This is a genomic window from Bacillus sp. Bos-x628, assembly GCF_040500475.1.
Taxonomy (GTDB): Bacteria; Bacillota; Bacilli; order Bacillales; family Bacillaceae; genus Bacillus; species Bacillus maqinnsis.
Genome location: NZ_CP159358.1, coordinates 21,029 through 33,467, shown reverse-complemented (window position 1 = coordinate 33,467; position 12,439 = coordinate 21,029). Strand labels below are relative to the sequence as shown.

Annotated in this window: 10 protein-coding genes; 1 reads left to right on the top strand and 9 read right to left on the bottom strand. The window is 40.7% G+C overall.

Annotation, left to right across the window (positions count from 1 at the left end):
- Nucleotides 1-15: 15 nt before the first annotated feature.
- Genes hemB through hemA form a run of 5 tightly spaced genes read right to left on the bottom strand, consistent with a single transcriptional unit; the run spans nucleotide 16 to nucleotide 4,950 of the window.
- On the bottom strand, nucleotides 16-984 hold the full coding sequence (gene hemB / locus ABVJ71_RS00150) for a porphobilinogen synthase (RefSeq protein WP_353856483.1): 969 nt from the start codon (nucleotides 982-984) through the stop codon (nucleotides 16-18).
- Nucleotides 984-1,775 (bottom strand): uroporphyrinogen-III synthase, encoded by a 792-nt coding sequence (locus ABVJ71_RS00145; protein WP_353855052.1) that lies wholly within the window; start codon nucleotides 1,773-1,775, stop codon nucleotides 984-986. The genes hemB and ABVJ71_RS00145 overlap by 1 nt, the downstream gene beginning before the upstream one ends.
- Nucleotides 1,772-2,707, bottom strand: coding sequence for a hydroxymethylbilane synthase (gene hemC, locus ABVJ71_RS00140; protein WP_353855051.1), 936 nt, complete (start codon nucleotides 2,705-2,707; stop codon nucleotides 1,772-1,774). The genes ABVJ71_RS00145 and hemC overlap by 4 nt, the downstream gene beginning before the upstream one ends.
- A gap of 37 nt (nucleotides 2,708-2,744) precedes the next feature.
- Nucleotides 2,745-3,575: a cytochrome c biogenesis protein gene (locus ABVJ71_RS00135; RefSeq protein WP_353855050.1), complete on the bottom strand. Its 831-nt coding sequence runs from the start codon at nucleotides 3,573-3,575 to the stop codon at nucleotides 2,745-2,747.
- 7 nt (nucleotides 3,576-3,582) lie between these two features.
- Complete coding sequence (hemA, locus tag ABVJ71_RS00130) at nucleotides 3,583-4,950, bottom strand: glutamyl-tRNA reductase (protein WP_353856482.1); 1,368 nt, start codon at nucleotides 4,948-4,950, stop codon at nucleotides 3,583-3,585.
- Between the two features lie 242 nt (nucleotides 4,951-5,192).
- On the opposite strand from hemA, the gene ABVJ71_RS00125 reads away from it, so the two are divergent.
- On the top strand, nucleotides 5,193-5,678 hold the full coding sequence (locus ABVJ71_RS00125) for a hypothetical protein (RefSeq protein ID WP_353855049.1): 486 nt from the start codon (nucleotides 5,193-5,195) through the stop codon (nucleotides 5,676-5,678).
- 371 nt (nucleotides 5,679-6,049) lie between these two features.
- Here ABVJ71_RS00125 and yihA read toward each other — a convergent pair whose 3' ends face one another.
- The 4 genes from yihA to clpX form a co-directional block, all read right to left on the bottom strand.
- Complete coding sequence (yihA, locus tag ABVJ71_RS00120; RefSeq protein ID WP_353855048.1) at nucleotides 6,050-6,637, bottom strand: ribosome biogenesis GTP-binding protein YihA/YsxC; 588 nt, start codon at nucleotides 6,635-6,637, stop codon at nucleotides 6,050-6,052.
- Nucleotides 6,634-8,958 carry an endopeptidase La gene (gene lon / locus ABVJ71_RS00115; RefSeq protein WP_353855047.1) on the bottom strand — a complete coding sequence of 775 codons (2,325 nt, stop codon included), beginning with the start codon at nucleotides 8,956-8,958 and terminating at the stop codon, nucleotides 6,634-6,636. Before lon ends, yihA begins: the two co-directional genes overlap by 4 nt.
- 169 nt (nucleotides 8,959-9,127) lie before the next feature.
- On the bottom strand, nucleotides 9,128-10,789 hold the full coding sequence (gene lonB, locus ABVJ71_RS00110; protein ID WP_353855046.1) for an ATP-dependent protease LonB: 1,662 nt from the start codon (nucleotides 10,787-10,789) through the stop codon (nucleotides 9,128-9,130).
- Nucleotides 10,790-10,928: 139 nt separating this feature from the next.
- Entirely contained in the window at nucleotides 10,929-12,194 is a 1,266-nt protein-coding gene (gene clpX / locus ABVJ71_RS00105; RefSeq protein ID WP_353855045.1) for an ATP-dependent protease ATP-binding subunit ClpX, read from the bottom strand.
- Between the last annotated feature and the right edge of the window lie 245 nt (nucleotides 12,195-12,439).

Sequence of the window (12,439 nt, the reverse complement as noted above, 5' to 3'; positions counted from 1 at the left end):
CTGTCTATCCGTTCTTTATTCTGAGAGCCATTTTACCGCTTCTTTTGCATGATACGTAATAATTAAATCTGCCCCAGCACGTTTCATACTTGTCAGCATTTCAAGCACAAGCTCTCTTTCAGAAATCCAACCATTTTGAGCAGCTGCTTTGACCATTGCATACTCTCCACTTACATTGTAAGCCACAACAGGGAGTGTACATTCATTTTTCACATCACGCATAATATCTAAATAAGATAGAGATGGTTTGACAATGAGAAAATCAGCGCCCTCTTCTATATCCGATTGTGCTTCTCTTAACGCTTCTAAACGGTTTGCAGGATCCATTTGATACGTTTTGCGATCCCCAAACTGCGGTGTACTGTGCGCTGCATCACGAAATGGACCATAAAAAGCACTTGCATATTTCACCGCATATGACATCACGGGCACATGAATAAAGCCAGCCTCATCAAGAGCCTCTCGGATTGCGACAACAAAACCATCCATCATATTAGAAGGCGCAATGATATCAGCACCTGCACGTGCTTGACTAACAGCCGTTTTTGCTAAAAGTTGAAGAGATTCATCATTTAAAATCTCGCCACCTTCGACGATTCCGCAATGTCCATGATCTGTATATTGGCATAAGCAAGTATCTGCGATAACGACGAGCTCAGGGAAATGTTTTTTGATCTCAATCGTTGCCCTTTGAACGATGCCATGATCGTGATAAGCCTCACTGCCAACATGATCTTTATGATCTGGTACACCAAACACAATGATGGACTTGATACCAAGATCCACAAGCTCTTGCACTTCTTCCTTCACAAGATCAACAGAAATGTGATACACACCTGGCATCGAAGGAACTTCTTTTCGTACATTTTCTCCTTCGACAAAGAAAATCGGATAAATGAAATCAGATGGTTTTAAAAAGGTTTCTTTTACTAATTCTCTCATTCCTGCGCTTGTACGCAATCTACGGTGTCTGTTAAATTTCATCAATGTTTCAACTTCCTTTCAGATAAACGACACATCAAATCAAGCATCCCGTCTATTGTATAAGTTTCTGGGGTTTCAGATCGAATCCCGTATTGAAGCAGTGCCTCTTTTGTGAGAGGACCTATCGTGACAAAACTTGTATCAGATTCAGCCAAGCGTGCTGCATCTGCTTTCATTGCATGCATAAACGAATGGACAGTGGAGGAGCTTGTGAATGTAATAAAATCAAATGATTGCTCCATCAAGGCCGCTTTCAAAGCGGCCATTCCTTCCTCATCCTTGACTGTTTTATATAAAATCCATTCCTTGACCTCAATCCCAAGTGGAATAAGGGTATGTTTCACCACATCTCGTGACAAATGCCCTTTTGCAACAAATACCTGCTCTCCCGGTAATACATGTTCAACCAAGGCATCTGCTAGCTCTTCGGCTATAAATCGTTTAGGTACAACATCCACCTTAAAGCCATGCTGCTTAAGATAAGCAGACGTCTTCTCACCAACAGCAGCGATTTTTAAGTGAGACAAGTCCATATGTAAATGATGGTCTTGTAGATATTTTAAGAAAAAAGATGCACCATTCACACTCGTGAAAACTAGCCAATCACTAGTTTCTAAGTCTTTCCAAAATGCCTCTACTTTTACTTTTGTGAGTGTAGGCTCAAAGCGAATCAAAGATGTTAAGACCGCATGACCGTTAAGCGATTCAATCTTTTGCTTAAACACACCTGCTTGACGTTCATTTCGTGTGACAAGCACCGTCTGTCCGTTAAGCGATTTGGCTGTGTTCATTTGGAGGACAAATCCTTTTTCGCTTTGTCGATTAAATCCTTTGCTCCCTTATCAGCCATTTGATTTGCACATGCTACTCCAACCGCTTCAGGGTCCGTACCAGTCACTGTTCCCCGAATAATAGTATGACCGTCAGCAGAAGCAACAAGTCCAGTTAGTTCAATTTCATCACGTTTATTCATGGTGGCATAACCGGCAATCGGTACTTGGCAGCTACCGTCCATTTGCTTGAGGAAGGCCCTCTCAGCTAGTACAGTCTTCTTTGTATATTCATTTGTAAATTGAGCAAGGAGCTGCAATAACTCTTCATCATTACTGCGGCATTCAATTGACAGCGCACCTTGTCCAACAGCCGGCAGGCAAGTCTCAGTTGATAAAAATTCTGTAACAACCTCTTTGCTCCACCCCATCCGAGAAAGGCCAGCAGCAGCCAGAATAATCGCATCGTATTCTTCATTTTTTAACTTTTCAAGTCTTGTATCAATGTTTCCACGAATCCATTTCATCTTAAGATCAGGTCTTTCCTGAAGAAGCTGAGCACTCCGCCTCAAACTGCTCGTTCCAATCACTGCTCCCTTCGGCAATTCATGAAGACGCTGATGATGCTTTGAAATGAGTGCGTCCCGCACATCTTCACGCTCAGGAATACAGCCAATGACTAGACCCTTAGGTAAGGTAGCCGGCATATCCTTCATACTATGAACAGCCATATCAATGTCATGATTTAACATTGCCTGTTCAATCTCTTTCACAAACAGCCCTTTTCCGCCAACCTTTGATAAGGTCACATCTAGAATTTGATCACCCTTTGTGACAATTTCTTTTATTTCAAAAGAATAAGAAGGGTTTAATTCAGACAGCTTTTGAATGACCCATTTTGTCTGTGTCATTGCAAGCTTGCTTCGTCTAGAACCTACTTTAATTGTACGCATTACGTCTTCCTCCCGACAATGCCCTTAAGACTCATCATTATTGAAACCAATGAAAGGTTGATAAGCTCCCAAGCAAAAAATAATTGATCATCAGCACAAGAAATGAAGCGACATTCCATCGTGCCACGATTTTGCCCTGCATATTTCTGACCAATCTGATGTATAAGTAAAAGCCGTATAAAAATAACATAATAAACGAACCAAGCACCTTCGCATCTGTCCAGTACAACGTATCATACGAGATATATGCCCAAATAATGCCAAGAATTAAACTAAGCAAGAGCATTGGCACTCCAATAATATTTAGTACATACGCCATGTGATCAAGCTTTGATAAGTCTTCAATTCGAAGAAGCCATTTCCCCCATTTTTTCTTTTTCAGCAAGCGATATTGAAAGAGATACAGCAATGAAAAAGCAAATGAAAGTGAAAAGGCCCCGTATGATAAAATAGCCATCGTAATATGAATGACGAGCAGTTCTGACGTTAGCTTTCCCGCAATTTCGGCTGTATGAAAATGAGATGGTGTGAATGTGTGAATGGCCATCATGGAAAAACCAATCACATTTGTAAAAAAGACAATAAATTCAACACGCAATACTTTTGTGAGCACGAGTGAAAGTGTCACGAGCACCCATGTATAAAAATATAACCCCTCTGCTACATTCAACACAGGGAATCGGTCTGTTGCCATCATAATATAGAACATGTAGGCTGTTTGCAGCAGCCAGACAATAGAAAGCAACCAGAAAGCTATTTTTCCAGCCTTCCGGTTGTATTGAAGAAAATCTATGAAATAGAACAAAACACTTAGTGCATAGATCAAAATCGTCGCTTCGCCTAGTCTCGCCACAATGGTTTCCATCATCGCCTAATCACTCACTGGCAATCGTAGCAAAGCCTTGCGCCATATTTGATTTGAATAGCTGAAATGATCCTTGTTCCACCTGCACAGGCTCTATCTTTTGCTCTTCTTCTTCAACCTGTAAGTCAAAAATTTCTTTGAAGAGTAAAAGTTTTTCCTCTGCATTCGGCTCCCCAGCAATTTCCTTAGCCTTTAAAATCGGATCTTTCAGCATTTGATTGATAATACTTTTCGTATGTTTATTTAACAGTTTCATTTCACGATGTGTGAGATTCGGAAGCTTACGTTCAATGCTTTGCATCGTATCTGCTTGAATGGTCAGTGCCTTTTCTCTTAATGCAGAAATGATAGGAACAACCCCAAGCGTATTGAGCCATTGCTTAAATTCTACGATTTCCGCTTCGATCAGCAATTCAACCTGCTCAGCAACTGCACGGCGTTCCTTTAAATTGGCTGCCACGATGCCTTCAAGGTCATCAATGTCATACAAAAAAGCACCTTCCACTTCAGAAATGGCTGGATCTAAATCACGGGGCACTGCAATATCCACCAAAAATAGCGGTCTGCCTTTCCGCTTTTTATTCGCACTCTCTACCATTTCTTTCGTAATGACAAATTGTTTCGCACCAGTGGAGCTAATTAATATATCTGCTTCTGATAATGTCTTTTCCAATTGATTTAAGCTCTTAGGTTCTCCTGAAAAACGATTAGCCAGCTCCTTTGCCTTCTCATACGTTCGATTAATGACAGTGACTTGACCAATCCCTTGTCCTTGAAGGTTTTGTGCCGCCAGCTCGCCCATTTTTCCCGCACCAATAACAAGGACATGCTTATCAGAAAGATGTCCAAAGATTTTTTTGGCAAGTTCGACAGCCGCATAGCTGACAGAAACTGCATTAGAAGCAATATCTGTTTCCGCATGAGAACGTTTAGCTACCGTAACAGCCTGCTTAAATAAATAGTTGAAAACGGTTCCAATGGTTTTCTCCTCTTGAGCTATTTTAAAGCTGGAACGCACTTGACCAAGTATTTGTGTTTCACCAATGACCATTGAATCAAGTCCACATGCCACTCGGAATAAATGCTCGACCGCGCCATCGTTTTCATAAAACTTCAAATATGGTGAGACATCTTCTTTTTCTAAGCCGAACCAATCAGCTAAAAATCTTTTTATATAAAATCGACCAGTATGAAGCTGATCCACAACCGCATAAATCTCTGTCCGATTACATGTTGAGATAACGATATTTTCCAGAATGCTTTTTTCTTCTTTAAGCTTGGACATCGCTGCACCAAGTTCACTCGGCTCAAAATTCAGCTGTTCCCGTATCTCAACAGGGGCTGTTTTATAATCTAAACCCACAACAAGTATATGCATAACTTCAGCTTGCACCCCCAACGCCCTGTCTAATTTATAATCATTATAATATAGAATTCATTATTTATAATGATTATAACATAGATTCTTTTTTTACTGGATAAAAATTGTGAACAGATTTCAAAAATGTTGTGATATAGTAGAAAAATGTTCTACAACGCACATGTCATGATATCACTTCATGCAATTTACCAAATTTGGCGTGTGCGGACAAATGATCTGCTTAAAAGAAGGTGACATCTTTGAAGAAGAAATCCATTTTACTGCCGCTTACTTTACTGGCTGTAGCTCTTTATGCCATTCTCTCAGGAGGTCAATTTGACATCTGGAAGGACCAAGATAAATGGTACACACTTGTGCTGTTCTTTGGACTTGCATTTTTATATCAAGGGAAGACGGAACAGGAAACCTCTCATGTGTTTATCGGTATGCTCATGACTGGACTTTCGTTACACTTTATTCTTCAATCAAAATTGGACCACTGGCCAGATACCTTTACAATGATTGTGTTCGTAGTAGGGGTTGCCCTGTTCATGAAATCAGCTCAAAAAAAGGAATATCGTATCGAGAGTATTGTTCTCATTGCACTAGGCTTGTTCCTTTATTTCTTTCAGCAAATTGTAAAACAGCTCGGCGCATTGTCCATTCCAACTTCCGACTTTGAATTGTACTGGCCATATGTACTCATTGCTGTGAGTTTGCTCTTATTATTTTTAAAAAGGAAATAACTTATACAAATAAAAGCGTCAAATGGTTTGTTTTTATCAACATCTTAAGATGACTCGATATTATATGATAATAACCATCTTCTCTGTAGGTGCTTGTAATGCCACTTTTTTTACAGAAAAGACGGTTTTGTTATTTTTATTTCGCACACATATCATGAGGTGTCTAGTTGTTTGGCACAACTTGTAGACACCTCATTTTCTTTTGAATAAATTTCACTATTTACATTTTCATTCTAATTGACGATCCGTGCTAAATGTTTACACTCGAGTCAGCCGTTATCGTAACAACTTTTTTGTACATATGACAAAAAAAGTTGGAAAGAAAACGAATGTCTCCTTCCAACTTTTTTATGGGCTGATTTGATTTTGTCTTAGCTGTTAATCTTCGCAAGGATCGCATTCCACGCTTCATCTTTTCCCTTTTTTGTTTCCGAAGAGAAAAGGATTAATTCATCCGATGGGACAATGTCCAGCGTCTGTTTGACGACTTTCGCATGTTTCTCCCATTTGCCTTTTGGAATTTTATCCGCCTTTGTCGCAATGACAATTACGGGTAAATCATAATACTTAAGGAATTCATACATGTTTACATCATCTACTGATGGCTTATGACGTAAATCCACAATTTGCACCACAGCTTTTAGTTCTTCACGCATTGTGAGGTATGTTTCAATCATTCTTCCCCAAGCTTCACGCTCTGTTTTTGACACTTTGGCAAAGCCATAGCCTGGAACGTCCACAAAGTGGAGCATATCATTAATAATGTAAAAATTGAGCGTTTGTGTCTTTCCCGGTTTAGAAGACGTACGTGCTAAGTTTTTACGATTGATTAATGAATTAATAAACGAGGACTTCCCAACATTTGACCGTCCTGCAAGAGCGATTTCAGGCAGTCCACCACTTGGGTATTGCTCTGGTTTTACCGCACTAATGACGATATCTGATTTTGTTACTTTCATCTTCCCTCTCCTACTAACGCTTTCTCAAGTACCTCATCTAGATGCGAGACCGGAATAAATGTTAAACCTTCTCGCACACTTTCAGGGATATCCTCAATATCCTTCTCGTTATCCTTTGGAAGAATAATGGTTTTAAGCCCTGCTCGATGTGCACCTAGTGCTTTTTCTTTTAATCCGCCAATCGGAAGGACTCTTCCTCTTAGCGTAATTTCTCCTGTCATTCCGACCTCTTTTGAAACAGGTCGCCCCGTGAGTGCTGATACAAGAGCCGTCGCAATGGTAATACCAGCTGATGGACCGTCCTTTGGAACCGCACCTTCTGGAACATGGATATGAATATCATGTTTTTCGTTAAAATCAGGATCAATATTTAGTTCATCAGCCCTTGAACGGATATAACTGAATGCTGCCTGTGCTGACTCTCTCATGACATCACCAAGCTTACCGGTTAACAGAAGCTTACCTTTACCTGGTGAGAGCGATACTTCAATGGATAAGGTATCTCCACCCACTGTGGTATACGCAAGTCCTGTGACAACCCCCACTTGATCTGACGTTTCAGCCTGTCCATAGCGATAGAGTCTTTTGCCGAGATATTGAGATACGTTCTTTTCTGTAATAGTGATTCGTTTGCGGTCCTCTGTCACAATAATTCTTGCCGCTTTTCGGCAAATGGCTGCAAGCTGACGCTCTAGTCCGCGTACACCTGCTTCTCTTGTGTAATAACGAATGATATCGTAAATCGCCGCTTCACGAAGCTGCAAATTCGCTTTCTTTAATCCATGCTGCTTTAGTTGCTTTGGCAGAAGATGATCTTTCACAATCTCTGCTTTTTCAACCTCTGTATACCCTGCAATCGTGATCATCTCCATTCTATCACGAAGTGGACCCGGAATAGTTGCTAGATTGTTGGCAGTAGCGATAAATAACACTTGAGACAGATCAAATGTTTCTTCAATGTAATGATCACTAAAGTTATGGTTTTGCTCTGGGTCTAACACTTCAAGCATGGCAGAAGAAGGATCTCCTCTAAAGTCCGATGACATCTTATCAATTTCATCTAAGAGAAACACCGGATTCATCGTTCCAGCCTTACTCATTCCACGTATAATGCGCCCTGGCATCGCACCTACATACGTTCTTCTATGACCCCGAATCTCTGATTCATCACGCACACCACCGAGAGAAATACGGATAAACTTTCGATCAAGTGATTTTGCAATCGATTTTGCAAGTGACGTTTTCCCAACACCTGGAGGTCCTGCCAAGCAAAGAATGGGTCCTTTTAATGAATTCGTTAATTTCTGAACAGCGAGATATTCAAGCACACGTTCTTTGACTTTTTCTAACCCATGATGCTCATCATCTAAAATCTTGCTCGCAAGCTTTAAGTCAAGACGGTCTTTAGTATATATCCCCCACGGAAGGTTGATGAGCCAATCAATATAATTTCGGATTACAGAGCTCTCTGCAGAGCTTGAAGGGATTTTTTCATAACGATTTAATTCTTTTATTGCCGTCTCACGTACAGAATCCGGCATGCTGGATTGTTCGATTTTTGACATTAGCGTACTGACTTCGCCTGTTTTCCCTTCTTTGTCTCCCAGTTCTTTTTGAATGGCTTTCATTTGTTCACGCAAATAATACTCTTTTTGCGTTCTTTCCATTGAACGTTTGACCCTCTGTCCAATTTTCTTTTCAATCTCAAGCACTTCTTTTTCATTGTGAATGAGGTTAATTACTCGATTTAACCGTTTTTTAACATCTACTGTTTCAAGCACCTCTTGTTTGTCCTTTAGTTTCAAAGGCAAGTGAGAAACAACGATGTCTGCCATTCTTCCTGGTTCTTCAATATCAGTCACCGTTGCATACGTTTCAGCTGAGATTTTTTTTGAAATTTTTATGTACTGATCGAAGTGATCTAACAATGTACGCATGAGGGCTTCTGCTTCTGCGTCCTTTATTTCTTCTTCTGCCAATTCTTTAATATCAACCGAGGTATAATCCTCTAACTCAACGTATGATTCGATCTGTGCTCGATTTAAGCCTTCAACAAGCACTCGAATCGTTCCGTTTGGCAACTTGAGCATTTGTTTTATTTTCGTGTAGGTGCCGATTTTGAAAATTTCTTCTTCACCTGGTTCATCTATTGAAATTTCCCGCTGTGTTGCTAGAAAAATCATATGATCGTTCATCATTGCCTGCTCTAATGCTTGAACAGACTTCTCCCGTCCAACGTCTAAATGCAAGACCATTGTCGGATAGACAAGTAAACCTCGCAAAGGAAGGAGCGGAACATTCTTTTTGATTTCATCTGCCATGTTGATTGACACCTCCGTCACTAGTATGAATCATTATAATATACCTGTTTCAGTCTTGTACAATGTAAAAGACCTGAGAAATGGTGACCTTACCGTAGTATACCCTTTCTTTTTCTCTTGAAAAAGAAAAAAGTTGATTTCACTAAAAAATCCCCATATGTGATGGGGATTAAACAGATTTTCTTCTCATTTCTTCTTCCAATCCATCTTTCTTCTCGTCTGGTGGGTTCACCAAACATTGATCTAGCACCTCTTGGAAATGCTTCACAGGTACAATGGTGACGCCTTCAATCTCTTTTAAGATTGATTGCTGGTTGTCATAAGGGATAATCACTGTTTTTGCTCCAGCTTGTTTTGCTGCTTTAATCTTTGGTATCACACCACCGATCGGCTTCACCTGACCTTGCAAACCAATTTCTCCAGTCATAGCTGTTAGATGATCAATAGGGATTTGGTGGATGGCAGAGAATATAGCTGTCGCCATTGCAATTCCAGCAGACGGTCCATCAATGGGAGCACCGCCTGGAAAATTAATGTGGATATCATACTCATGTGTACGAATGCCTAAAGTCCTAAGCACTGTTAATACATTCTCTACAGACCCTTTGGCCATGCTTTTTCGTCTTATTGATTTCGACTGATTTCCAATACTTTCTTCTTCCGCGATACCTGTGATATTGATACTGCCTTTTTCAAGTGCCTTACAAATATTCACTTCAATCTCAAGCAGTGCCCCGCTGTTTGGTCCATATACAGCAAGACCATTGACAACGCCGACCTTTGGTTTTTCCGGTACTTTTTGTTCATATCTTGGAGTTAGCTGACTTGAATGAATCACCCATTCTACATCAGCCATTGTAATTTCTTTACGGTTTTCAGTGACAGCCATTCCAGCAGCAATTTGCACCATATTGACCGCTTCACGTCCATTTTTCACGTAGGAAGTTAAGAGGTTAAGTCCTTCATCACATAATTCCTTTTCGATTTTTTGGACAGCCTTCGCTGCTACAATTTTCAGCTCATGCTGATCGAGGTCCTTAAAGAAGATTTCCAAACATCTTGATCTAATGGCTGGCGGTATCTCATCTGGCGTTCTCGTGGTGGCCCCAATCAATCTAAAATCAGCAGGCAGTCCATTTTGAAAAATGTCATGAATATGATTAGGAATTTGTGTATTTTCTTCACTATAATAAGCACTGTCTAGAAACACCTTACGATCCTCGAGCACTTTGAGCATTTTGTTCATCTGGATCGGATGCAGTTCACCAATTTCATCAATAAACAGGACACCACCATGAGCATGTGTCACCGCCCCTTGCTTTGGTTGCGGAATTCCCGCTTGACCCATTGCCCCTGCGCCTTGGTAAATGGGGTCATGAACTGAGCCGATCAGTGGGTCTGCAATACCTCGTTCATCAAAGCGAGCCGTTGTCGCATCCAACTCTACAAAAACTGCGTCCTTTTTAAACGGCGAATCGGCGTGTCGCTTCGCCTCTTCCATTACAAGACGGGCAGCAGCTGTTTTCCCAACACCTGGAGGTCCATAAATGATGACATGCTGCGGGTTGGGACCGCATAAAGCCGCTTTTAACGCACGAATTCCATCTTCTTGACCGACAATATCTTGAAACCCCTTTGGCCGGACTCTCTCTGACAAAGGCTCACTCAACTTAATGGAACGCATCTTTCTGAGTGCTTCCATTTCTTTCTTTGATTCTTTGTCTATCGTCACCTTTTGTGTTCGCTGATTACGTAGTAAGTTCCAAAAGTACAGCCCGATGACGATACCAAAAAACAGCTGTATAAATAATACGATTCCTGTCCAGCTCAATCGGTGCTCCCTCCTTCATCTATCTTATGTATTGGCTTCTGTCTGCTAGTATTTCCTAGAGCTGGACGGAATAAACACTTCTTGCTCAATATAAATCAAAAACTCCTGAATCAAAAGGATTCAGGAGTTTTGACTTCTCTTATGCAGATGTTTTTGTATCTTTATTTACGACCGTACCGTCCTTTAAGACAAGCCGTGGAGGCTCCCCATCCGTCACCGTTGCACCAGTAATGACACATTTTTCAATATCATCACGAGATGGCAAGTCAAACATTACATCAAGCATGATGCCTTCAATGATCGAACGTAGTCCACGAGCTCCTGTCTTACGTTCAATTGCTTTTTTCGCAATCTCACTTAGGGCATCTTCTTCAAACTCAAGCTCAACACCGTCAAGCTCCAGCATCTTTGTATATTGCTTGACTAGAGCATTTTTAGGTTTTGTCAGGATTTCAATGAGTGCTTGCTCATCTAACGGCTCTAAGCTTGCAATGACCGGCAGACGACCGATGAATTCCGGAATTAAACCGAAGCGAAGCAAGTCTTCCGGCAATACTTTTGATAGAAGTACTTCTTTTTCAAGATCTTCTACTTTATTGTCCGCACCGAATCCAATGACTTTTTGACCTAGACGACGCTTAATGATTTGTTCGATGCCGTCAAAAGCTCCACCGCAGATGAAAAGGATATTTGTCGTATCAATTTGAATGAACTCTTGATGAGGGTGCTTACGTCCACCTTGAGGCGGAACACTAGCCACTGTTCCTTCAAGAATCTTCAAAAGGGCTTGCTGCACACCTTCTCCAGACACATCACGAGTGATAGAAGGGTTTTCTGATTTTCTAGCTACTTTATCAATCTCATCAATGTAGATAATGCCTTTTTCAGCTTTTTCTACATCGTAATCCGCTGCTTGAATCAATTTGAGCAAGATATTCTCAACATCTTCACCAACGTAACCTGCCTCAGTCAATGACGTTGCATCAGCAATCGCAAATGGAACGTTTAAAATACGAGCAAGCGTTTGAGCAAGTAATGTTTTACCGCTTCCTGTTGGTCCAATCATGGAAATGTTACTTTTAGAAAGCTCAACATCATCAATCTTGCTGTTGGAATTAATCCGTTTATAATGGTTATAAACTGCTACAGCTAAAGATTTCTTTGCATTGTCTTGTCCGATGACATATTCATCAAGAATTTCCCGAATTTCATGAGGCTTCGGAACATCCTTGAATTCAACTTCTTCCTCAGTACCGAGCTCTTCTTCAACTATTTCCGTGCAAAGCTCGATACATTCATCACATATATATACACCAGGTCCTGCGACCAGTTTACGCACTTGATCTTGCGTTTTTCCGCAAAACGAGCATTTTAATTGACCTTTTTCCTCGTTGAATTTAAACATTCTTTCACCCCTTATTCTTCTTCACTTGCATGTAGCTAACATTCAGCTACCTTTCTGGGTCCAGTATGTATGCATTTTACCATACTTTCCTAAAAGACGGTAATGATGTGTTCGAACAATGGACATTGAGATATGTATGACAGAGAGATCGACTTACTTTATCGTTTCCAAAAGAAGCGATGATAAGTCAAAAATTGTACAAAACAAGGCACGAGTCACTCGCGCCCTGTTTTATTATTATGCAC